The following is a 22,808-nucleotide window of genomic DNA, read 5'->3' on the forward strand; positions in this document are numbered from 1 at the left end:
ATCTTGGGGAGTGAGCGTCTTGGCGGGTTCGACCGATTTCGACCTGTACCGTCCGGCCGAGGAGCACGAGATGCTCCGTGAGACGGTGCGTGCGCTCGCCGAGGCGAAGATCGCCCCGTTCGCGGCCGCGGTCGACGAGGAGGCCCGCTTCCCGCAGGAGGCGCTGGACGCCCTCACCGCCGCCGACCTGCACGCGGTCCACGTACCGGAGGAGTACGGCGGCGCCGGGGCCGACGCGCTCGCCACGGTCATCGTGATCGAGGAGGTGGCCCGCGCCTGCGTCTCCTCCTCCCTCATCCCCGCCGTGAACAAGCTCGGCTCGCTCCCCGTGATCCTGTCCGGTTCCGAGGACCTCAAGAAGAAGTACCTGGGCCCGCTCGCCAAGGGCGACGCGATGTTCTCGTACGCCCTCTCCGAGCCGGACGCGGGCTCCGACGCCGCCGGCATGAAGACCAAGGCCGTCCGCGACGGCGACTTCTGGGTGCTCAACGGCGTGAAGCGCTGGATCACCAACGCGGGCGTCTCCGAGTACTACACGGTCATGGCGGTCACCGACCCGACGAAGCGCTCCAAGGGCATCTCGGCCTTCGTCGTCGAGAAGTCCGACGAGGGCGTCTCCTTCGGTGCTCCGGAGAAGAAGCTCGGCATCAAGGGCTCCCCGACCCGCGAGGTGTACTTCGACAACGTCCGCATCCCCGCCGATCGCATGATCGGCGAGGAGGGCACCGGCTTCGCCACCGCGATGAAGACCCTGGACCACACCCGCATCACGATCGCGGCCCAGGCGCTCGGCGTCGCCCAGGGCGCCCTCGACTACGCCAAGGGCTACGTCCAGGAGCGCAAGCAGTTCGGCAAGCCGATCGGCGACTTCCAGGGCGTCCAGTTCATGCTCGCCGACATGGCGATGAAGCTGGAGGCGGCCCGCCAGCTCACCTACTCGGCCGCTGCCAAGTCCGAGCGCCTCGACGGCGACCTCACGTTCTTCGGTGCCGCGGCCAAGTGCTTCGCCTCCGACGTCGCGATGGAGGTCACCACGGACGCGGTCCAACTGCTGGGCGGTTACGGCTACACGCGGGACTACCCGGTGGAGCGCATGATGCGCGACGCGAAGATCACACAGATCTACGAGGGAACGAACCAGGTCCAGCGGATCGTCATGGCGAGGAACCTGCCGTAGCAGGCCCCTCGCAGCCGTCCCTGGCCTGCGCAGACGTGAACGGCCCCCGGCACCGAGCCGGGGGCCGTTCACGTGGGACCGATCCGGTCCCGCCTGAACGGCGCGGACCGGCCGACTGCGGCGCTGCGCGTCGAGCGAGCCGTGGGGGCCGCCCGGATCCCCCGCGGGCCGTGGCACCCTGCTCGCCCCTGCCGTCAGCGTGTTCGGGGCGGACCACCGCGCCGCGGGTCCACCGGCCGGCGCGGGGGCTTCTCCATCCTGGTCCACTCGACCCCGAAGCCGTACGCCCGGTCGATCTGTTCGTGGGGCGAAACCGCTGGATCACCGGGGAACCAGCGGACCTCCCGACGGACCCGGAAGCCGGTGGTGTCCGGGGTGACGAGGGCGACGGCACAGGCGACCGACCCCGCAGGGGATTCGTCGAGCAGGATCCGGCACCCGGGGTCGCCCGGAGCGGTGACCGTCGCCGTCGCGCCGAGGCGCCGGAAGTCGGCGGCGCCCTCGTAGAGGTACACGAAGAAGAGCAGCCGGTCGAAGAGCGCGCGGTGCCGCGGATTCACCCGGAGCGTCTCGCCGTCGGACGATTCCCCCGTCCGGTCGTCCTGGTCGAGGACGACGTACGGCCACGAGGTGAGCGAGCCGTAGTCGTCGCCGAGGGCCTGGACCACCTGTACCGTTCCGTCCCTGAATGACACGAGACAGCACAGGTTCACGTCGGCGCCGGGGCCCGGCATCCAGTTGAGATTGGCCTGAAGTGCACCCCTCCCGCCGAACCGGCCGTCCGGCGCGGCCCGCGTCAGCTCGGCCGGACGCGGATCGCCGCCGGTCGTGGGCGTCGGCACGGGCCCGGTGCGGGAACCGCCTGCCGGGCCCCCCAGCCGGATCACGCCACGCGGTCTGTCGTCGGTACCCAATGAGGCCCCCCAGCCAGGTGTTCCGTCGGGAACGAGGGTCTGGATTGTATGCCTGGGCCGACGAGCCCTGAGGTACGCTCTGCGCCCACGGAGGTACAGCACGTGAGTACCGCTGTGCGGGGGCGCAGGCGTTTCGTGGTCGCTGGGGAGCGAGGGACGCGCGGTGGGGAGTCCCCTGGGTTTCTCTCAGAGGGATGAGCATGTCCGTAAGCGCGTTGATGGACCGTCATGATGTCGCCCGCCAGCTCAGGGAGCTCGCCTCCGAGCCGGGACTCGCCCCTCGCAAGGCCGAACTTGCCGCGCTGGCCGATGCGTTCACCGGCACGACGACGGATCTGGACCCGTGGGCTGATCTGGATCTGCTGCAGGCGTACGCGCGGCCGGAGAGCGTCGACCTCGTGGGCGGTGACGCCGGGGAGCACCGGGCGTGGTCCTGGCTGGAGGCGCTGCTCGGGGCATTGGTCTTCGTGCCGCTCATGATGACGTGGTACGGCCTGACGCAGGCGTCCAGCGCCTACCAGGCCCTGACCGGCGCCGACCCGAAGGCGGCCTCCAGGCCCTTCCTCCAGCTGTGGCAGTCAGGCTTCGAGGGGCATCTGACCGGTGCGTTCACCTTCGGGCACGTCGCGATGGGGGCGACGTCCGCGATCGCGCTGCTCTTCGCGCTCGTGCTGGTCCACGGGCTGCGCAGGTCCTCCGTCACCCGCCGCGAGGAAGGAGCCCAGCGGGACGCGGAGCAGTTGCGCAGACGGCTCGTGCCCGTGCTGACCCGGGCCCAACTCGTACTGAACACGCATCGCTTGTCGTCTCCGGTACGGTTCGCCGCCGAGCTCACCGAGGCGGCAGCCACGATGAATCGTCTCGGCGACCGGGCGGTCAAGGCCCACAAGGACCTTTCGGCCGCGGCGCTCGTCGTGGGCGGCGCGGTGGAGAAGGCCGAGGGACGCCTCGCCGGGATCGACAGTTCGGTCCGGCCGCTGGAGGACGCGGCGGACCGCATCGCGGAGGCCGTCCGGGACGGCGGGAAACAGGTCGAGTCCGCGGTGAACGGCAGTGGTGCCATGGTCCGCAAGGCGCTGGAGGACGTCCGGGACGTCAACGGTGCCGTGCGGGACGTGCTCGACTCGGCCGGCGACCGCGTCGAGGACTCGGTCAACACGCTGGCGGCGTCCCAGCGTTCGTTCACGACCGGCATCGAGGTGGCTTCCGACGTCTCCGCGCAGGTACTGAGCCGGCTCGGCGACGTAGCCGAGGAGTCGGCGCGCGGCGTCGCGGCGTCGCGGGAGGTCGTACGCGGACTCGCGGACCAGGCGGGGGCGCTGCACGAGGTGGCGGAGCGGTTCGGCGGACTCGTGGACGTGCTGCGGGCCGTGCCGGTGCCCGCCGACCGCCGCCGGAGCTCGGTAGAGCTGGAGAAGGTGCCGCAGGACGCCGTTCCGCCGCAGGGAAGCGCGCGATGAGGGCACCTCGCTTCAATCCGCTGCACCTGGCGGGCTGGCTCTTCGCCGACATGCTTCTGGTGCTCGCCCTCGTGGCGATGGGAGACCGCGGCGACCCGCTGGCCGCCGAGGCGGCGGCGAAGCCCTCGGCGTCCGCTTCGGCGAAGCCGAAACCCTCGAAGGCTCCCGGGCCCAAGGGGCCGCGCGCCGTGCGGAACAAGCCCGTGAAGGTGTCCATCGACGCCGCGGCGGGTGACCGCGACCGCATCGAGGAACGGCTGCGGGCCGCTACGGCCGCGTACAAGGGGCGTCAGGCCGCCTTCGTCCTGACCTTCGGACGCCATGCGGACCCGGGCGCGGGCGGTGCCTACGCCCACGAGGTCAACTCCCTGCTCGAGAAGGCGCGTCCGGACATGTTCGGGGGAGCCACCACGCGCGACTTCTGGAAGGGCGGGTCCTCCACGGGCCACGCCGACATCGAGATCTACTTCTACACCTACTGAACGGCACCACCGGAGGTACGAGACCGTGCAGATCCTTCCGTTCTACCTGCTGTGCGACGAGTCGGGGTCGATGTCCGGCGGACCGATAGACGCCATCAACAACGCCCTCCCCGAGCTGCACCACGAGATCAGCACCAATCCCACGGTCGCCGACAAGACCAGGTTCTGCCTGATCGGGTTCTCCGACAGTGCCACCGTGCTGCAGCCGCTCGTCGACCTCAGCGACATCGACCAGGTCCCGGCGCTGGCGGCCGGTGGACTGACGTCGTACGGAGACGCCTTCCGCACACTGCTGCGGTGCATCGAGTCCGACGTGGCCGCCCTCAAGGCCCAGGGACACGAGGTCTACCGCCCCGTGGCCTTCTTCCTCTCCGACGGGATTCCCACCGACCACGGCTGGGAGCAGGCGCACAAGGAGCTGGAGCAGGCCCGCTTCTGTCCGAAGATCATCGCCTTCGGCATCGGTGACGCCGAGGAGGCCACGATCGCCCAGGTGGCCAACTTCCGGGCGTTCATGCAGAAGGACGCGATGGTCTCGCCCGCCCAGGCGCTGCGTGAGTTCGCCTCCAGCCTCACCCGGTCCATCGTGCGGTCGGCGAGCAGCATCTCCGTCGATGGCGGGTCCGGCTTCACGCTGGCCGTGGACGAGACGGTGCCGGGGTTCTCGACCGTCTCCCTCGACAAGCTCTGAGGACGGGATGATGCAGCAGCAGGGGATGGGCGGGGCGACCGGGGCCGACGAGGCCGGCGGAAGCGACGATCCGTTGCAGGACACCTGGAGTTCGGTGGAGGCGGTGGTGTCGACCGGGCACCCGCAGGCACCGCGGCAGTTGCCCGGTCCACTGCCACCCCAGCAGCCACAGGCCGCCCTGCCCGCCTCGCCCGCACCGCCGCCTCTTCGGTCCACCGCGCCCTCCGCACCCCTCCCCGCCCACGCCCCCCTTCCCCCCTCCGAGCCGGAGCCCGGGCCCGAGGCACCGGAGCCGGTGCCCCTGCTCGGAGACCCCCGGCACAGCGGGAAGCGGCCCCCCAGCTACGCCCCGGTTCCGCTGGGTCTGCGAAGCGCGGGCGAGGACCCGGCCGCGGCGGTCCTGCCCGACATCGTGGTGGACGGTGCGGCCTACGGCCCCCTGACCGTCAGGGCCGCCTCCGTGCGAGGGGACTCCCACCGCTATCTGGGCGAGCCCCGTCAGGACGCCTTGTGCGTCACCCGGATCGGCGGCCCGGACAGCGGGGAGCTGCTGCTGCTCGCGGTCGCGGACGGCGTCGGATCGGCTGCCCGTTCCCACGTCGGCTCCAACGAGGTGTGCCGGCACGCGGCGGCGTACCTGGACCGTGTGGCGGGCAGCCTGCTCGACGCACTGCGCTCCGCCGACCTGCCCGCCTTCACCGAGCTGGCGAACGAGGCGGTCGGCCGCATCGCGGTGCTCCTCGCCGATCTGGCCCTTCGGGAGGGGCACCGGCCGGAGGCGTACGCGACCACGCTCCGGGTCCTGCTGGTGCCGCTCGACCCGGCCGTCCGCACACGCGGGTTCATGGCCGTGGGCGATGGCGGCACAGCACTGCTGCGGGCCGGGGCGTGGCACCTCGACGTCACGCAGGAGGAGGACCCGGAGGCGTCGGGAATGATCGACACCCGTACGGCCGCGCTGCCGCTCGCTCGTATCGCGGTCACCCGGCTCCTCACCCCCGCGGTGCCGGGCGACGTCCTCGTACTCAGCACGGACGGGCTGTCCACGCCGCTGTCGGGGGACCAGGGCATGCGCGACTTCCTGAGGGAGGCGTGGGGGAGCGGCCTGGTGCCCGGTCCGGCCGACTTCCTGTGGCAGGCCCAGTTCCGGGTGAAGTCGTACGACGACGACCGCAGCGTCGTCGTGCTGTGGGAGGACCCCGCGTGAGTGTGCACGACGGCCTGGACGTCCCGTACGGCTCCCTGAAGCTGTTCGACAAGATCGGCGACGGTGGGCAGGGGGAGGTGCACGCGATCGGTGGGCCCGGTGCGCTGCTCTACAAGAGCTACCGAGAGCCGCACAAGGTCGACGGCGCGGCGCTCGCCGCACTCGTGTCGCTGCGCCAGGCCCTGGGTCCGGCCGACCGGGACCGGCTCGACCGCGAGGCGGCATGGCCGCTGTGCAGGGTCGTGGACGGAACTGCGGTCACCGGGTTCCTCATGCACCGAGCGCCCGACGCCATGACCTGGACGACGGTGAAGGGCGAGAGCAAGCTCGTCGAGCTCTCCTACGCGCTGAGGCCCCCGAAGGCCGCCTGGCAGGCGGTCCAGCAGCCCTCGCCGGCCGAACGGTACGCGCTGGCCGTGGCGTTGGTGACGCACTTCGAGTGGCTGCACGCGATGGGCCTGGTCATGGGGGACCTCTCCCAGGCCAACATCCTGTGGACGGTCCACCCCGCCCCGGCCGCCTACCTCCTGGACTGCGACGGCATCCGGCTCTCCGGCCGGCACCCGGTGCTGGAGCAGGCGGACACCCCCGACTGGCACGACCCCCTCGCCCCGCCGGGAACCGTCTCGGTCGACAGCGACCGCTACAAGGCGGCGCTGGTGGTCGGCCGCGTGCTGGCCCAGGACGCCTATGTCTCGCCCGGCAAGCCGCTGGTCCCGGTGCCGGGTGTGCTGGACGAACGTCGGGAGTCGGCGGTGGGACGGCTCTGGCAGCAGGCGAACGGGCCCTGCGGCACCCGCCCCGACCTGGGGCAGTGGCGTACCGCGCTGGCCGGCCGGGACGTCATCAGACTGATCGCCGCCCGCCCGGCCCCGCGTCCGGTGATCGACCGCTCGAAGTTCGACGGCCGGCGCGGGCGGGGCACGATCAGCTTCCGGGACTGAACGCGGCCGGGGGTACGCGTACCCACTCCTCCGCACGGGAGGCCGGGGATACGCGTACCCACTCCTCCGCACGAGGAGACACCACGGGTACGAGCGAGAAGCCGCCTACTTGCCCTGCCGCCGCACGAGCTCGGTGATCCAGACGGGTGCGAACGGAGACGTGCAGCCCGGGGACGTCGGGTAGTCCTTGAGGACCTCCAGGCGCTCGCCGATGCCGATCGCGCGGGCGCGGTACTCGGCGTGCTCGATCCCGATCTGGGCCAGGCAGTGGTTCATCGCCCACTGCAGACGGTCCGGGGCGTCCTTCATCTCCGCCTCGATGACGTCGAGCAGCCCGGCCAGGTCGAGGCCCTGGGGCTTCTTCGCCACACGCTCGGTGGTCAGTGCCCAGCCGGCACCGGCGACCACCGGATCCGGGTCGGCGGACCAGGCGAGGCGCAGCTCCTCGGCGTGCGGGCTCTTCTTCACCACGTAGTTCACGAGCCAGTCGTGCACCTTGGGCGCCCGTGCCTCGCGCATCATGGCGTCCAGCTCGTCCCGCTCGAACGCCTTCGGCCGGCAGATCAGGATCGCCAGCAGCCTGGCAGCGGTGTCGCCCGTCGCCCAGAGCTCGACCGCGAGCTCCTGCTGCGTCTTCAGCCGCTTCGCCAGCGCGCGCAGCTTGCCGAGGTTCACGCCGTGATCGTCCCCGTGGCGCTCGTTGACCGCGCGTGCCTTCGGGTCCTCGAGTGCGGCCAGCTCGGCCAGCACCTCCGGTGCTGTCATCCCGGTCACCGTCTCCTCCTGTTCGTCACGTGTGAACGCCCGTTGCGTCGGCCCTGTGTGTGCGTCACCCGACGAAGCGACTGCGTACCAGCAATGTAGGCTCCCGCGTCGCGAACCCGAACGAAGGACAGGCCATGGGGAAAAGCGTTACGCCACGCCACACCAAGGGGTACTACCTCACCTTCTGTGCGATGGCCGAACTCGCACTGGGCCTCGCCCTGTCGCAGTGGACCGGCTTCGACGGCGCAGAGCGCCTGGACGATTTCGGGACCGAGATGCCGGGTGTGTCCTGGGGGCCTCTGCTGGTGGCAGCGCTCGTGATCACCGCGGTGGCGGGAGGGCTCATCGTGTTCGCCCACACCGTCCCCCGCCCCCTGCGCTGGGCAGTCGGCATCGTCGGAGCGGCGTCAGCGGGCGCGTTGGGCCCGATCGCGCTGCAGCTCGTGGTGCGGCCGTCGGCTGCCGGCGTCCTGGCGGCGGTGGGCATCGTCGGCATGGGCATCACCATGACCGGGCTGATGCGCGCGCAGTTCGTATCGGAGCCCGGATCCCGAGCCGGCCGTTCCGCCTGACGGCTCGGCAGCCGGTTCCCCCGCGCCGTGAGACGTGTACGGAACCGCACGCGGTCCACGGGGACGAGGTGGAGAAGGCGAGCGCGGCGGCGGTGGGCGCCTCGCGGTGACTCGGGGCCGGCGGGTCCAGGGCGGACGGTCAACCCCCTTGTCTGCGTGCGTCGTTGGCGCATGCCTACAATCCTGCGGTGATCGCGCCGACCGGCGTGGCCCGAAAGGAATGCCGAGTTGACCACGCACATACCGGGGCACAGACCCCGGTCGAACTCCCGCGCCCTGAACCGACGGGTGAGCCCATGCCGTTGAGCGACGACGGACGGCAGGCCGTGACCGTGTCCGACCTCCCCGCACCGCTGGCGAAGTGCTCTGGCGGCAGCACACCGTGTACCGCGAACGCGGCGGCTCGGTAGTGATCCGGGGTGAGGACGCCGGCAGGTGGATCAGCCTCGCCTCCCACGGGTCCGGCCGGGTGAGGATCAGGGCGGGGCGCATCCTGGACGGCGGAACCACCGCCCCGGCCCGTGCCGAGACCACCGTCCCCCTCGACGGCGACCTCGCCCGTCTCGCGGCCTGTTGTCGCGGCCTGCTGGCCGAGACGGCCGGGGAGAGGGCGGGGGAGGCGCCGGCCTCCTCACCGATGGCGGGCCGTCCGCGGCCGGGTTCCCGCAAGGGCAGGCGCAGGCGGGGGGCGACGACCGCCCTGGTGTGCGCCGCAGTCGTGGTCGGGCTGATCGCCGCCTCGCTGTTCGGCTGAACCGGGTGACGGGCGGCGTGGCCTGTGGCGTACCTTCCCTCTCCATGACGGACATCGACACGCTCACCGGCCTGTTCGAGGCGCTGGGGGCCGACGACGCATCGGGCTGGGCCGAGTCGGAGGCCGAGGAGAACATCCCTCAGCTGGCCCGCTACCGGTTCCTTCGCATGGTCTGGCAGGACATCGACGCATGGAGCTCGGCGGCCCCCGACTGGGTCGAGGCCTACCGGAAGGACGGTCTGGCGGGCGGAGCCGTGGAGCGGGCGGTGCGGCTCGGGGTGACGCCCGAGGAACTGGGCGAGATAGCCCGGGAGGTGGCCAAGGAGACCGCGTTCGGTCTCCTCCACGGGCTGGCAGATCCTGCGGACGGCGATCTTCCGCCCGAGGCCGAGGCGCAGTTGCCCGGCTGGTGTCTGGCCGAACTGTCGCCGGAGGGCAAGCCGACGGGGCGGATTCTGGACGCGCTCCACGAGGACCTGGACGAGGTGGAGCCGCAGGGCCCGTCCGGAGGTGCCCGGTGACCGCCTTCGACGTGAGTGAGCGGCGGATCTGGGACGGGCGGGCCGAGAGTTACGCCCGCACCTTCGGCCGCCTCTGTGCCCACACGATCCCCGCCCTGCTGGACGCCGTATCCACCGGCGCCGGAACGCGTCTGCTGGACGTGGGGTGCGGGAGCGGCAGCGTGACGGCGGCCGCAGGCGGACGGGGCGCGGTCGTACGGGCCGTGGACGCGGAGCCGGGCATGGTCGCGGCCACCCGGCGTGCGGTCCCCGGAGTCGACGTGCGCGTCGGCTCACTGCCCCAGCTTCCCTACCCCGACGGCGAGTTCGACGCCGTCGTGGCGAACTTCGTGCTCAACCACGTCGGCCGACCGCTGGACGCCCTCGTCGAGATGCGCCGGATCACCCGCTCCGGCGGCCGGATCGCCGTCACGATCTGGCAGGTGCCGAACGCCCCCGGCCAGGCGCTGATCGGCCGCGCCGCCACGGCCGCCGGTCTGACCCGGCCCGGCTGGCTGGCCACGGTCGACGAGGAACACGACTTCCCCCGCACTCCGGAAGGGCTGGGAGCCCTGCTGACGGCGGCCGGGCTCGTGGACGTACGCGGCGCATCGCTCTCCTGGGACCACCGGGCCGACGCGGAGGAATGGTGGGCCGGCCCCGCGGCCGGGGTCGCCGCGATCGGGCAGCTGGTCAACAGCCGTGGGCCCGAGGGGGTGGCCGCGGCGAAGCGGGAGTACGACGCGATGTGCACGGAATTCGAGGGCGAGGACGGGCTGCTGGCGCTGCCGCACGTGGCGGTGCTCGCTCACGGGAGGGTGTAGGGAGCCGCACAGCACAGGACCCGGCCGGTTGAACCAAGGTCAACCGGCCGGGCCCTGTGCTGTGCGGCCGCGGTCAGTTACCGGTGACCGTGACCTTCTCGTCGTTGTTCAGCTGCTCGACCAGCTGCTTGACCTTGGCCTTGTCCCAGACCAGGTTGCTGCCCGTGGAGCCGGAGATCGGGATGTTCAGCGATGTGCCGTCGCCGCCCGTGACGCCCTTCATGGCGAAGAACATCTGGCCCAGGGACCACAGCGACATGTCCTTGTCCACGATCAGGGTGTCGAGACCGGCGCCCATCGTCGGGTACAGCTTGAACGGGTTGAGGATCGTCGACGGCGTCGCCGTCTGGCTCGCCAGCGCCGCGAGGAACTTCTGCTGGTTCTTCGTACGGTCCAGGTCCGAGGTGAAGGCGTGCCGGGTCCGCACGAAGGCGAGCGCCTGCTGGCCGTCGAGCGTCTGCTTGCCGGCCTGGAAGTCCGCGCCGGAGTACTTGTCCTTGAACGCCTTGGGGATGTCGAGTTCCACACCACCGATCGCGTCCACGATCTTGGCGAAGCCGCCGAAGCCGATCTCGACGTAGTGGTCGATGTGCAGACCGGTGTTGAACTCGACGGTACGGACGAGGAGCTCGGGGCCGTCCTCGGCGTACGCGGCGTTCAGCTTCGTCGTGCGGCCCCTGCCCTCGAACCTCTTGCCGGACTCGGAGCCGACGAACGAGGGGATCTCGACGTTGGAGTCACGGGGCAGGGAGACCAGGGTCGGGCCGTTGGATCCGTCATGCAGGATCATCATCGAGTCGGTCCGCTTGCCCTCGGCGGAACCGGTGTGGAGCCTCTTCTTGTCCTCGGACGTCATGCCCTCGCGGCTGTCCGACCCGACGATCAGGTAGTTCGTGCCGTCGCCCGACTTCGGACGCTCGATGACCTTGGAGAGGTCGACCTCGCGCTTCAGCTTGGAGTCGGCCCAGAAGTACGTGCCGACGGAGACGGCCAGCAACACGACGACGAGGCCGAGTGCGCCGATCTTGATCCGGCGGCGCCAGTCGGGCGCTGCCCCCGGGCGGCCCTGGACGTAGCCACCGTCGCCGGGGCCGCCGCCGTGACCGCCACCGCCGCGGCCGCCCTGGCCGCCGCCGTAGACCTGTCCCGTGTTGTAGCCGCTGTCGTACTCAGGGGCGTCACCGTAGCCGCCGGGCTGCTGCGGCACGTGGGGCTGCCGCGGCGGCGCGGGACGCTGCTGGGGCGGGGCGGGGCGGCGCTGGACGTGCGGCATCGAGCGGGCGCTCTCGGGCCGGTCGCTCGCGCTTCCCTGCCCGTAGCGGTTGCCGCTGCGGTCGTCGTCGGTCCAACCCTCGGGCCAATCGTTCATGCGATCCAGTGTGCAGGTCCGGGCCACTGCTATTACAGGGTGTGAGGGAAATCGGACCAGGGCTGTTGCGAAGCTGATGCATTGCGACGCGCTCCCGGCCCCCGCACGACGTCTCCGGGCTCCCGCATAAGGTGGAGGGCATGACAGATCAGGCTCCGCGCCCGGAGGGCGACATTCCGGGCAAGCCCACCGCGGCCTCCCGGACCACCCTCAGCCACATCATGACCGGCAGCGACACCAATCTGCTGGGCACGGTGCACGGTGGCGTGATCATGAAGCTGGTCGACGACGCGGCGGGGGCGGTGGCCGGCCGGCACTCCGGCGGCCCCGCGGTCACGGCCTCCATGGACGAGATGGTCTTCCTGGAGCCGGTCCGCGTCGGTGACCTTGTTCACGTCCGCGCCCAGGTGAACTGGACCGGCCGCTCCTCGATGGAGGTCGGCGTCCGCGTCATGGCCGAGCGGTGGAACGAGTCGACCCCGGCCTCGCAGGTCGGCAGCGCCTACCTGGTGTTCGCCGCGGTCGACGCGGACGGCAAGCCCCGCCGGGTGCCGCCCGTCATTCCGGAGACGGAGCGCGACAACCGGCGCTACCAGGAGGCGCAGATCCGGCGCACCCACCGGCTGGCCCGGCGCCGCGCGATCAAGGAACTGCGCGAGAAGCGCGCGGCCGACGGCATCGAGGACTGAGTCTCCCGTCCGCGCGCGCTCCCGGGGCGCTACGGGCAGACCACCTCGTCGCCCTTCACGGCGCCGAATCGGCCCGGATCGGGCTCCTCGGCCCGGACCCGCTCGACCTTCCGGTAGTCCGCGCCCGCTGTCACCTTCATCGTGCCGCCCTGCCCCGGCACGGCCTTCAGCTCCGCCCCGGGCAGCGCTGCCGCCAGAGTCCTCGCGGAGCGGTCCCAGCGAGGGTCGTACGTGATCAGGGTGTGCCTGAGGTCGCGCTGCGGCGCGGTGAGCGGGGCGCGGGTGGTGTCGAAGCCCGTGGCATGCAGTGCGGCGTCGACCGTGGAGCCGAGGCCGTCCTTCGGGGTCCCGTTGTAGACCTGGACCCGGATCTGCTTCGGCGACACGTCGACCTTCTTCGCCGGCTCCCGCTGGGGCCGCGCGGCGGTGAGCGGCTTGTCGTCGCGCAGCGCCTGGAAGAGCTGCTTCGACTTCGCCGGGTCCCACTTGACCGTCGAGCCGATGCCCTTGACCTGGTACGCGACGTCACCCATCGGGACCGAGGTGAATTCGGACGAGGCGGCGGAGAAGCCCCGCATCGCCCTGCCGAGCTCCAGCATCTGCTCCGTACCGAACCCCTTGTCGGCCCGTACCGACCTCAGCATCGTCGAGGCGACCTCACGGAACTTCACCGGGTTCAGCAGCACCCCGCTGCTCGTCGCCTGCTTGATCAGCGAGGCCATGAACTTCTGCTGGCGCTGCATCCGGCCCAGGTCGGCGGCGCCGTCGATGTGCCGGGAGCGTACGTACTGGAGCGCCTGGCCGCCGTCCAGCTCGTGGGTACCGGCCGCGAGATCAAGACCCGTGTAGGAGTCCTTCATCGGCCGGGCGGTGCAGATCTTCACTCCGCCGAGGGTGTCGACCGTCGTCATGAAGCTGGTGAAGTCGACCTCCAGATAGTGGTCGATCTTCACGCCCGTCATGTGCTCGACGGTCCGCACGGTCAGATTGGGCCCGCCCTCGGCATAGGCGGCGTTCAGTTTCACCGGGTGGGCCGAGTGGTCCCTGCCCGTCGTCGCGTCCCGGTGCTCGGGGATCTCGGCGTAGCTGTCGCGCGGCAGGCTGACGACACTGGCGCGATCCTTGTCCGCGGACAGGTGCACCAGCATGACCGTGTCGGTGCAGTGGCAGGGTGCGCCGCCCAGCCGGTACTCCTTCTTCTCCTCGTCGGTGATCTTGTCGCGGCCGTCGGTGCCCACCAGCAGCAGATTCATGCCGTGGCCGCCCGCGGGCCGGTTCTTCATGTCCTTGAACGGGTCGATCCGGTCGATCCCGGACTCCAGGTTGGTCACCACGGCGTGGCCGATGCCGCCGGCGCCGAGCACCAGCACGGAGAGCGTGGTCGCCACCCGCATGCCCCAGCGTGGTCTCTCGTCCTGCTTCCTGGGCCGTCTGCGCTGCGGGGGAGCGGCGCGGGGCCTCGGCGGACGGGGGGAGCGGTGCGGCGTGGGCACGGGGGAACACCTCCGCGGTGCGAGGGGGACCCGTCGCACGGTAGGCCCATACGATCTGCATCCCGGGCAGCAGGCCGGCGGCGCGCGCCGCTGTCCCCCATTCGCGGTAACGTGGCGGCCGAATGACGCCGCCTGGTGGGGTGCGAGACCCCCGGCGCCCCCGAGGACCCCCCGAGGACCACATGTCTGCCGCGCAGCACCCCGCCGTCTCCGTGATCATGCCGGTCCTCAATGAGGAGCGGCATCTGCGGAACTCCGTCCGGCACATCCTGGAGCAGGAGTACGCCGGTGAGATGGAGGTGGTGATCGCGCTCGGCCCGTCCACGGACCGCACGGACGAGATCGCCGCCGAGCTGGTCGCGGAGGACCCCCGGGTCCAGACCGTGCCCAACCCCACCGGCCGTACCCCCGCCGCACTCAACGCCGCGATCAAGGCCTCCCGCCACCCCGTCGTCGTCCGGGTCGACGGCCACGGCATGCTGTCGCCGAACTACATCGCGACCGCGGTCCGGCTCCTGGAGGAGACGGGCGCGCAGAACGTCGGCGGCATCATGCACGCCGAGGGCGAGAACGACTGGGAGAACGCGGTCGCCGCGGCCATGACGTCGAAGATCGGCGTCGGCAACGCGGCCTTCCACACCGGGGGCCAGGCGGGACCGGCCGAGACCGTCTTCCTGGGTGTCTTCCGCCGGGAGGCCCTGGAGAAGGCGGACGGGTACAACATCGAGTTCATCCGCGCCCAGGACTGGGAGCTGAACTTCCGCATCCGCGAGGCAGGCGGCCTGATCTGGTTCTCGCCCGAACTGCGGGTGCAGTACCGCCCGCGCCCCTCCGTCCGGGCGCTCGCCAAGCAGTACAAGGACTACGGCCGCTGGCGCCACGTCGTCGCCCGCTACCACCCCGGCTCGATCAACCTGCGCTATCTCGCCCCGCCGGCCGCCGTCGTCGCGATCGCGGCCGGCCTCGTGGTGGGCGCCGCCGTCACCCCGTGGGGCCTGGTCGTCCCGGCCGGTTACGTCGCGGCCATCGTCGCGGGGTCCCTCCCGGCGGGCAAGGGCCTGTCGCCGAAGGCGCGGGCGCAGATCCCGGTGGCGCTGGCGACCATGCACATGTCGTGGGGATACGGCTTCCTGACCAGCCCGCGCTCGCTGGCGAAGCGCGTCATCGCCAGCCGGCGCCCGGCGCTGACCGAGCCGGGCACGCCGGTGGCCTGAGCGGCCGGGACGTACGAGAGGGGGCGCCCGGTGAGAACCGGGCGCCCCCTCTCGTACGTCTCCTGTGCGTCCGCTACATCTGGCGGTAGGGCCAGTACACGTCCATGCAGTCGTCCGTCTTGGCGCTGTTGACCGACTCGGTGCCCTCCAACGGGTCGCTGTCGTCCTCCACGGCCTTCGGCAACGTGGTTCCGGTCCGCCAGTCGGAGCCGACCGTGAGCGTCAGCCCCGCCCCGTCCGGTGTCTCCGTGACGGCGCTGGTCGGCAGCGACAGCGCCTTGGCGACCGACAGCGCGTCCGCCTTGCCCTGGGCGCCCGCGCTGTGCGGGTAGGTCACCTCGGTCGTCAGCGCCGATCCGGGCTCGGTCGACGTGTCCGCCTCGGTGAACCCCTTGGCCTTCAGCAGGTCGCGGACGACCCCGGCGCGACCCTCGGTGGCGGCCTGACCGTCCGCGGAGGTGCCGTTGACGACCGTCACACCGAGCGAGGCGGGAGCGCCCGCCTTCGGGCCGGCCGCCACCTTCTTCGCCGCCTTGGCACGGTCCTTGGGGTCGAGCGACTGGTCGTCACGCAGCATCGCCCAGAGCTTGTCGGCGGCACCCGGCTTCGGCAGGACGTGGGCGTCGGGGTTCTCGGGGTCGGCGATGCGCGGCATCGTCAGCATGTTCATCTTGTCCAGCGGCACGTTCTTCAGCTGCATGCCGAGGTCGAACAGCTTCTTCACCGTGCCGATCTCCTCGGAGACCTGGAGGGACTTGGTCGCGGTCTCGGCGAGGTTCATCAGACGACCGGTGTCCGTGAACGCGTTCTGGCTCTTCAGTTCACGCATGACGGAGTTCAGATACATGTGCTGGGCCTTGGAGCGGCCGATGTCGCTCTCGAAGGCGTGCCGGGTGCGCAGCCACTTCAGCGCGTCCTCGCCCTTGATCTTGTGCCGGCCCGCCGTCAGCCTCAGGTGGGAGCCTCCGGGCACGCCGGGCTTGGACACGTCGTTGACGTTCTGGTTCACACACACCCAGGCACCGCCCACGGCGTCCGCCATGTCCACCACACCGGCGAAGTCGACCATCATCCAGTGGTCGATGTAGACCTTCGTGAGCTGCTCCCAGGTGTCCAGTGTGCAGCCGGGGCCGCCGCGGAGCGTCTCGTTGATGATGCCGTTGGTGGCGGGGTACTTCTCGTGGGTGTCGGGATTCTCGCAGGCCGGGATGTTCACCCGGGTGTCGCGCGGGATGCTGATGACCGAGGCGTTCTTCCGGTCGGCCGACACGTGGAGCAGCATCTGCACATCGGCGAGCGGGGTGCCGCCGACGCTCTTCTTGGAGCCGCCGAGCTTCAGGTTCTCCTTGCTGTTACGGCTGTCGGAGCCGATCAGCAGAATGTTCAGCGGCGTCTGGCCCGCGGCGTTCGGCGCCTTCTTCTTGGCCGCGCTGTTGCCCGCGCTCCGCTCACCCTTGCGGAGGTTGCTGTTCAGGTGCTCGTACCAGAGATAACCGGCCGCGCCGGTGCCGAGTATGAGGAAGGCGAGGGTGAAGGCCGTCCAGCGCAGGACGCGGTGCTTCTTCTTGGGGGCGCGGCGGGGCCGGCCGCGGCGTCCGCCATGGCCGGCGGCGCGCCGGCCTCCGCCCCCGCCCCTGCTCTCACCGGTCTCGGGTTCCGCGGCCCCCTTGCCGCTGTCCCCGTCCTCGTAGAGGTCGTCGTCCCAGCCGAGTTGGCCGGCATGCCGGACGCGTGGTCGCGTCCCCTCCCCGGGCGTGCTGCTCCGTCCCACCAGGACCCCCCTGCTGTTCAGACTCGCGATATCGCGCGGTGACCCGGTGTCACTTGGCGCACTCTGCCTTGTCGGCGCTGGACTTCGGAATGTCGATCTTCGCCGGCCCGGTGATGGGGGTGCCCGCGCCCTTGAAGTCCGCCCCCAGCGTCAGCACCATCGCCTGCAGGCCGACGGCATCCTCGGTGCCCGGCTTCATCGCCGATGCGGGAAGCCCCATCATCTCGGCGAGCGCCCGGGCCTGGTCGGCCTGGTTCGGCGCGTACTCGAGTGTCGTCCTGGCGGCCTTCGCCGGGGCATTGGCCTTGTTCGTGGACTTCAGGACGCCCTTGTCGTTCTGCAGCCAGGTGACGGTCTGCTGGGCACCACCGGCGACCTCGCCGCCGTTGTAGACATCGACGCGCACATCGGCGGCCGCTGCCTTCGTCCCCTTGAGCAGTGCGTCCTGCTTGCTCTTGGCAGCCTTCTTCTGCGCGGCCACCTCGGTCAGCGAGGTGTCCGCCTGCATCATCGAGAACAGCTGAGGCGCCTTCACCGGGTCCACGACCACCGTGATCGGCTTGGGCTCGGCCGGGTTGTCGATCACCGGCAGCGTGACGAACGAGATGTTCTTCGTGTCGATCTTGGTGAGTTCCTTGGCGAGCGTGCTCAGCTTCGGCACCGAGTCGATGGCCGAGTCGACCGTCAGCGCCTTGGTCGCCGCGTCCGCCAGCTTGAACAGCTTCTTCGGGCTCGTCAGCGTGTCGTTCGACTTCATCTGGCGGATCATCGAGCCGAGGAACTGCTGCTGGCCCTTGATCCGGTCGAGGTCGCTCCCGTTGGCGTAGGCGTGCCGGGTCCGTACGAACGCCAGCGCCTCCTCGCCCTGAACGGTGTTCGGGCCCGCCGGCAGGTCGAGGTGCGACTTGTCGTCCTTGACCGCGTGGGCCAGGCAGATCTTGACGCCGCCGACCGCCGTCGACAGCTCCTTGACCGCGTTGAAGTCGACCATCATGAAGTGGTCGACCGTCAGGCCGGTGATCTCCTTGACGGTGTCCATCGTGCAGCCCGGGTCGCGGCCGTCCTGGCCGAGGCTGGTGTTGAACCGGACGTTCTGCGTGCCCGGGATGGTCTTCTCGGACCCGTCCGCCTGCTTGCTCTTGCAGTCCGGGATGTTGGTCATGAGGTCGCGGGGGATGCTCATCGCCGTGGCGTTGGTGCGGTCCTCGGACACGTGGAACAGGATGTTCGTGTCGGCGTGGCCGGCACTGCCCTTGTCGCCGTAGCCCTCGTTGCCCTTGCCGGTCCGCTTGTCCGTCCCGATGACCAATATGTTGAGGGGCGCGTTCGCGGTCACGACGTCCTTGTTGCCGCGGTCGCCGATGTCCACGGAGTTCAGATTGCCGTTGAAGTGCTGGTACAGCCAGTACCCGCCGGCCGAGACGGCGACGAGCAGGAAGGCCATCACCCCTCCCGTCCAGAGCAGCGCCTTCTTGCGGCGGGCCTTGGGCGCCTTGCGCTTGCGGCGGCCTGCGCCGTTCTCGGTGGAAGCGGCAGCCTCCTGGCCCCGCGCCCCGGGGGCCGAACGACGGCCACCCTGCCGCGGCACCTCACGGCTGCGGCGAGCACCCTCGCCCGCCGTACCGCGGCTGTCACCCTCCCCTTCACGGACGGCACCTCTGCGCCGGGAACCCCGCGGAGCCGAAACCTCTGACGCCCTGGCCGAATCCCCTCCGGAATGATTCAGTCGCAGTTCGTAGTCGCCGGTGTCCGGGTTGAGAACCCATTGGTCTGCGGGATCGATTTCTTCCGCCCGCCCACGGCCTTGTGCATCCACGGTCGTTTGAGTCCTCCGTCGGTGCCACGCGAGGCGCCTCCCCCGATAAGGCGCTCAATCCTTCGCTCCGTAAGTGCGCGGCCGACTGGCCGGAAGCACCGGATCGCGTCACACTATCCGTCCCATTCGCTGTCCAGCGACGGGCGTGACCTATTCCACGGCCCTTACAACCGGGCATTCTTCCCATTGCACACCGAACGTTGATGTCCGCTTGGTCATTGCTTTACTGCTTGCACAGGTCGGTTGCCGCATTGTTCCCCGAGTAGGTGGGTGTGGGCGTCGGGCCCGAGGCGTCGGTGGCGTCAGCGTTTTTCCGGTCGTCATCCTTCAGCTGATCCGCGGGCACGACGGCGACGGGCTTGTCCTCACGCAGTTGCCTGAACAGCTTGTCCGCGTCGGGCTGCACCAGTTCGTCCCGGTTTGCGTTGGCGGTGTACGGCTGCCGGGGGACGGTCAGGAACTGCACCTTGTCGGTCGGTACGTTGCGCATGCCGCGCACCAGGTCGTAGAGGTCCTTCAGGCTGTCCAGCCCCGGGTCGGTGGTCAGCGCCTTGGTGGCCGCGTCCAGCACCGGGTAGAGCCGGGTGGGGTTGAGCAGGACCCCGTTGCTCTGCACCTTGTTCACCAGGGCGCCCAGGAACTGCTGCTGGCGGTCCATCCGTTCGGTGTCGCTGCCGTTGCCGATGGACTTGCGGGCCCGTACGTACCCCAGGGCCTGCTCGCCGGTGAGCTTCTGGCGGCCGGCGGGCAGTTCCAGGTGTGCGGCCTTGTCGTTGATCGGCTTCTTCAGGCAGATCTCGACCCCGTCCACCGCGTCGACCATGTTCTTGAAGCCGTTGAAGTCGACGACCATGTGGTGGTCGATGCGGATGCCGGTCATCTTCTCGACCGTGCGGATGGTGCAGGCGGTTCCACCGACCTCGAAGGCCCAGTTGAACTGCGCGAACTGCGGCTTGCTGACAGTTTTGTCCGGCTTGTGGCACTCCGGGATGTTCACCATCAGATCGCGGGGGAGGGACATGGCCGTGGCGCTCTTACGGTTCGCGGCCAGGTGGAGAAGGATCGTGGTGTCCGAGCGCTGGCTGCCGCCGTCGTCGCGGCCGTACTTGCGGTTGTCCCCGGCCCGGCTGTCCGATCCGATGAGCAGGATGTTCTGCGCGTCGTGGACCACGGAGGAGGGGCGCTCCTTCTCGTACGCCCTCAGTTCGGCGGCCGCGGAGGTGTCCGTCCGGATGTTGCCGTCCAGCTTCTTGTACAGCCACCAGCCGGCCCCCGCGGCGACGAGCACGACGAACGAGGCGCCGAGGGCGGTCCAACGCAGCCAGTGACGCCTGCGCTTGACGACGATGTCGACGGTCGGGCCCGGTCCGCCGGAGCCTTCCGGCGGCACTCCGTGCGACGGCCCGCTGCCGGACCCGCTGCGCGTCTCACCACCCGGGGCGTGGTTCTTGCCGGGCTCCGCACCGGGCGACCCGTCCGGCGCCCGGCTCTCGCCCGCGGCCGAGTCGCCGGGCGTCCCGTCTCCGTCCGCGGCCGAGTCGTCGGGGTCGGCCGGCGTGCCGCCGCTTTCGGTCACGTCTGCGTCCATCCTTCACATTCGGCAGCGCGTTCGGCCGCCGGTCGCAGAAGTAGACGGCTGAACCTCACGCTTGGTTGTGCCTCGAGTGGTCTGTACCGCAGATCATGTACCGGAGTTGACGCATCGGTGGGAGGGCTCGGCCCACCTTGGGCCGGACGGGTGGCCCTCAGACCGCTTGTCATACCGCGGTGTTGGCGGGAGCCCGTCGGCCGTCACACGGTCCGCGTGACCCGCTCGCTCTCGACGCGCTGAGCCAGCGCGTCCTCGCCCAGTTGCCCCAGATGCCGGCACAGGACCACGGAGCCCCCCGTGGCGAGCGGTGCGAAGAGCCCGGCGCTGAGGCCGTCCCAGGTGTCGTACGTACGCCCCGACAGCAGCCGCGACCCGGCGCCCAGCCCCAGTGCGGCACCGTCGGCGCGCGCCCGCGCGACCAGTTCCGCCCCGGTGAACCCCGCACCGCCCACCGTCAGCGCCGGGGCGTCCGGGTCGACGGGCGCGAACGGGGCGAACCGGTCACCCTGGCCCGGCACCTCGACGGCGTAGTCCGCGAAGCCCTCCGGGGCCTGCGGGAACCTGCCGCCCAGCGGGCGCAGCGCCAGCGCGATCCGCTCGCCGCGGCAGGCCCGCGCGGCGTCCAGGCTGTCCGGCCCGGAGACGACGAGGTCGGCGGCGGCGGGATCCCCCTGCACATCGGCGACCACGCCGACCGAGGCGCAGGCCAGCAGCCAGACCGCGGACTGCCAGTGCGCGGGCAGCAGCAGGGCGAGCCGGTCGCCGGGCTCGGCGGCGAGGTCGCCCTGCAGCAGGTTCGCCGTCTTGGCCACCCAATTGGCGAAGGTGGCCACCGACAGTTCGACGCGCTCTCCGGTGGCGTCGTCGTAGAAAGTGACCATGGGGCGGGCCGGGTCCGCGGCGAGCGCGGAACGCAGCAGGTCGGCAGGGGTGCGGTCGCTGGCGTTCATTCGCAGAAGGGTACGCGGCGGTGCCGGGAGGGGCCGGGTGCGGCAGGAGCCGAGTACACCGGTTCGGCAGACGAGCCGTCAATTGCCCGGAAAAGTCCGGGTCGCCGGAGTGGTGGGCTTATGCCAAGGATCATATGTATGCGTGCCTTCATTGCATCCGCCATAGGTGTCACCTGCGCGTCAGCCCTCGTGCTGCCGCTCGCCGCGCCCGCGGGCGCCGCCCCCGACACCCCCGCCCACCCGGCCACCGCGGGATCCCTGCCCGCCGAGACGTCCGAACCGGCCCAGGTGCCCGGCTCGACGCAGTCCCTGGCCCTGAACCCGCTGGCCTCCCCCTCCGTACGGGCCACCGGCGCACCCGCCGCCGCGGCCGCCGAGCAGGGGCTGTCCGAACGTGACGTCCAGCCGTTCTCCCTGGTCGGCGTCGTCTGGGACGACGTGGACACCGAGCTCCACGGCACCGCCCAGGTCCGCACCCGCGCCACCGGCACCGGCCGCTGGTCCGACTGGCAGGACCTGGAGACGCACAACGCCGAGCACTCCGCCGACGCCGGGACCGCCGAGCGTGACGCGGGCGCCGCCCGCGGCTCCACCGCCCCGCTCTGGGTCGGCGACTCCGACGGCGTCGAGGTCAGGGTGAGCCCCGAGCCCTCCGGCGAGAGCGCCGAAGCCCCCGTACCGCTGCCCGCGGGCCTGCACCTCGAACTCGTCGACCCCGGCAAGGACCCGCACCAGGTCACCGGCGCCGACCAGGCGCAGACGCCCGACACCGGCGCGGCGGGTGCCGGCCGTGCCACCTCGCTCGACACCACCGCGCTCCCGGCCCTCAGCAGGGCCGGGACCGAGGAGGCCGCCGGCCTCACGCCCGCCGCCAAGCCGTACATCGGCCCCCGTCCGCGCATCATCACCCGCAAGGGCTGGGGTGCCGACGAGAAGCTCCGCGAGAAGGGCTTCGCGTACACGAAGAGCGTCAAAGCCGCCTTCATCCACCACAGCGCCACCGGCAACAACTACACGTGCTCCCAGGCCCCCTCGGTCCTGCGCGGCATCTACCGCTACCACGTCAAGAGCAGCGGCTGGCGCGACATCGGCTACAACTTCGCCGTCGACAAGTGCGGAAACATCTACGAGGGCCGCGCCGGAGGCGTGACGAAGGCCGTCATGGGCGCGCACACGCTCGGCTTCAACACCAACAGCATGGGCATCGCCGTGCTCGGGACCTTCACCAAGTCGAACCCGCCGGCCGCGGCCGTGAACGCCGTCTCCAAGCTCACCGCCTGGAAGCTCGGGCTGTTCGGCGGCAACCCCAAGGGCAAGGTGACCCTGGTCTCGGGCGGCAGCAACAAGTACAAGAAGGGCAAGAAGGTCAAACTCAACGTCATCTCCGGCCACCGGGACGGATTCGCAACCGAATGCCCCGGAGCGCGTCTCTACAAGAAGCTCGGCACGGCCCGGACCGCTTCGGCCCGGCTGCAGGGCCGCTGACGCGAGAGGAGCCGTGAACCGGCGCCTGCCGCGCCGGGGGCCCGCTGCGGGCTGCTGACCGGGGACCCTCCACCGGTCTGCATACACTGGCCAGCCGAAGAAACTGTTGTCCGATCTCCGCTGGGCGAGGGGCGTCCGGC

General features: G+C 70.9%; 21 protein-coding genes. 13 read left to right on the top strand and 8 right to left on the bottom strand.

From position 1 onward, the window contains the following. Window positions 1-19: 19 nt before the first annotated feature. Window positions 20-1,177 carry an acyl-CoA dehydrogenase family protein gene (locus ABZ434_RS29365; RefSeq protein WP_359142967.1) on the top strand — a complete coding sequence of 386 codons (1,158 nt, stop codon included), beginning with the start codon at window positions 20-22 and terminating at the stop codon, window positions 1,175-1,177. 194 nt (window positions 1,178-1,371) lie between these two features. Here the strand turns inward: ABZ434_RS29365 and ABZ434_RS29370 are convergent, their stop codons facing one another. Next, complete coding sequence (locus ABZ434_RS29370; protein ID WP_359142886.1) at window positions 1,372-2,019, bottom strand: tellurium resistance protein TerA; 648 nt, start codon at window positions 2,017-2,019, stop codon at window positions 1,372-1,374. Window positions 2,020-2,285: 266 nt separating this feature from the next. Between ABZ434_RS29370 and ABZ434_RS29375 the strand changes: the two genes are divergently transcribed. The 5 genes from ABZ434_RS29375 to ABZ434_RS29395 are packed head-to-tail and all read left to right on the top strand — an operon-like array spanning window position 2,286 to window position 6,875. Next, a complete protein-coding gene (locus ABZ434_RS29375) occupies window positions 2,286-3,551 on the top strand; it encodes a methyl-accepting chemotaxis protein (protein ID WP_359142888.1) in 1,266 nt (421 codons plus the stop codon). Further along, entirely contained in the window at window positions 3,548-4,033 is a 486-nt protein-coding gene (locus ABZ434_RS29380; protein WP_359142890.1) for a hypothetical protein, read from the top strand. The genes ABZ434_RS29375 and ABZ434_RS29380 overlap by 4 nt, the downstream gene beginning before the upstream one ends. A gap of 25 nt (window positions 4,034-4,058) precedes the next feature. After that, window positions 4,059-4,724, top strand: coding sequence for a VWA domain-containing protein (locus tag ABZ434_RS29385; protein WP_359142892.1), 666 nt, complete (start codon window positions 4,059-4,061; stop codon window positions 4,722-4,724). Window positions 4,725-4,731: 7 nt separating this feature from the next. After that, a complete protein-coding gene (locus tag ABZ434_RS29390; protein WP_359142894.1) occupies window positions 4,732-5,931 on the top strand; it encodes a protein phosphatase 2C domain-containing protein in 1,200 nt (399 codons plus the stop codon). Then, window positions 5,928-6,875, top strand: coding sequence for a hypothetical protein (locus ABZ434_RS29395; protein WP_359142896.1), 948 nt, complete (start codon window positions 5,928-5,930; stop codon window positions 6,873-6,875). Before ABZ434_RS29390 ends, ABZ434_RS29395 begins: the two co-directional genes overlap by 4 nt. Before the next feature lie 105 nt (window positions 6,876-6,980). Here ABZ434_RS29395 and ABZ434_RS29400 read toward each other — a convergent pair whose 3' ends face one another. Beyond that, window positions 6,981-7,640: a DNA alkylation repair protein gene (locus tag ABZ434_RS29400; RefSeq protein WP_359142898.1), complete on the bottom strand. Its 660-nt coding sequence runs from the start codon at window positions 7,638-7,640 to the stop codon at window positions 6,981-6,983. A gap of 134 nt (window positions 7,641-7,774) precedes the next feature. Between ABZ434_RS29400 and ABZ434_RS29405 the strand changes: the two genes are divergently transcribed. The 4 genes from ABZ434_RS29405 (at window position 7,775) to ABZ434_RS29420 (ending at window position 10,290) form a co-directional block, all read left to right on the top strand. After that, a complete protein-coding gene (locus ABZ434_RS29405) occupies window positions 7,775-8,212 on the top strand; it encodes a hypothetical protein (RefSeq protein ID WP_359142900.1) in 438 nt (145 codons plus the stop codon). A gap of 361 nt (window positions 8,213-8,573) precedes the next feature. Next, the gene (locus ABZ434_RS29410) at window positions 8,574-8,966 is read left to right on the top strand and encodes a hypothetical protein (protein WP_359142902.1); all 393 of its coding nucleotides are present in this window, start codon (window positions 8,574-8,576) and stop codon (window positions 8,964-8,966) included. A gap of 44 nt (window positions 8,967-9,010) precedes the next feature. Then, window positions 9,011-9,487 (top strand): hypothetical protein, encoded by a 477-nt coding sequence (locus ABZ434_RS29415; protein WP_359142904.1) that lies wholly within the window; start codon window positions 9,011-9,013, stop codon window positions 9,485-9,487. Further along, a complete protein-coding gene (locus ABZ434_RS29420) occupies window positions 9,484-10,290 on the top strand; it encodes a class I SAM-dependent methyltransferase (RefSeq protein ID WP_359142906.1) in 807 nt (268 codons plus the stop codon). Before ABZ434_RS29415 ends, ABZ434_RS29420 begins: the two co-directional genes overlap by 4 nt. Before the next feature lie 73 nt (window positions 10,291-10,363). Here ABZ434_RS29420 and ABZ434_RS29425 read toward each other — a convergent pair whose 3' ends face one another. After that, window positions 10,364-11,659, bottom strand: a complete 1,296-nt coding sequence (locus ABZ434_RS29425; RefSeq protein ID WP_359142908.1) for an LCP family protein — start codon at window positions 11,657-11,659, stop codon at window positions 10,364-10,366. Between the two features lie 140 nt (window positions 11,660-11,799). On the opposite strand from ABZ434_RS29425, the gene ABZ434_RS29430 reads away from it, so the two are divergent. Continuing rightward, on the top strand, window positions 11,800-12,348 hold the full coding sequence (locus ABZ434_RS29430; RefSeq protein ID WP_359142910.1) for an acyl-CoA thioesterase: 549 nt from the start codon (window positions 11,800-11,802) through the stop codon (window positions 12,346-12,348). A gap of 29 nt (window positions 12,349-12,377) precedes the next feature. Here ABZ434_RS29430 and ABZ434_RS29435 read toward each other — a convergent pair whose 3' ends face one another. Next, window positions 12,378-13,742 carry an LCP family protein gene (locus ABZ434_RS29435; RefSeq protein WP_359142969.1) on the bottom strand — a complete coding sequence of 455 codons (1,365 nt, stop codon included), beginning with the start codon at window positions 13,740-13,742 and terminating at the stop codon, window positions 12,378-12,380. A gap of 281 nt (window positions 13,743-14,023) precedes the next feature. On the opposite strand from ABZ434_RS29435, the gene ABZ434_RS29440 reads away from it, so the two are divergent. Next, window positions 14,024-15,055, top strand: coding sequence for a glycosyltransferase family 2 protein (locus ABZ434_RS29440; RefSeq protein ID WP_359142912.1), 1,032 nt, complete (start codon window positions 14,024-14,026; stop codon window positions 15,053-15,055). 73 nt (window positions 15,056-15,128) lie between these two features. Here the strand turns inward: ABZ434_RS29440 and ABZ434_RS29445 are convergent, their stop codons facing one another. From ABZ434_RS29445 to ABZ434_RS29460, 4 genes are all read right to left on the bottom strand, one after another. After that, on the bottom strand, window positions 15,129-16,826 hold the full coding sequence (locus ABZ434_RS29445) for an LCP family protein (RefSeq protein ID WP_359142914.1): 1,698 nt from the start codon (window positions 16,824-16,826) through the stop codon (window positions 15,129-15,131). Window positions 16,827-16,875: 49 nt separating this feature from the next. Then, window positions 16,876-18,642, bottom strand: a complete 1,767-nt coding sequence (locus tag ABZ434_RS29450) for an LCP family protein (RefSeq protein WP_359142916.1) — start codon at window positions 18,640-18,642, stop codon at window positions 16,876-16,878. 223 nt (window positions 18,643-18,865) lie between these two features. Then, complete coding sequence (locus tag ABZ434_RS29455; protein WP_359142918.1) at window positions 18,866-20,230, bottom strand: LCP family protein; 1,365 nt, start codon at window positions 20,228-20,230, stop codon at window positions 18,866-18,868. Between the two features lie 203 nt (window positions 20,231-20,433). Then, window positions 20,434-21,183 (bottom strand): TIGR03089 family protein, encoded by a 750-nt coding sequence (locus ABZ434_RS29460; protein ID WP_359142920.1) that lies wholly within the window; start codon window positions 21,181-21,183, stop codon window positions 20,434-20,436. Between the two features lie 138 nt (window positions 21,184-21,321). On the opposite strand from ABZ434_RS29460, the gene ABZ434_RS29465 reads away from it, so the two are divergent. Further along, window positions 21,322-22,668, top strand: a complete 1,347-nt coding sequence (locus tag ABZ434_RS29465; protein ID WP_359142922.1) for an N-acetylmuramoyl-L-alanine amidase — start codon at window positions 21,322-21,324, stop codon at window positions 22,666-22,668. The last annotated feature ends 140 nt before the right edge of the window (window positions 22,669-22,808 follow it).

Origin of the sequence: Streptomyces sp. NPDC005761, assembly GCF_040630635.1 — a bacterium.
Taxonomy (GTDB): domain Bacteria; phylum Actinomycetota; class Actinomycetes; order Streptomycetales; family Streptomycetaceae; genus Streptomyces.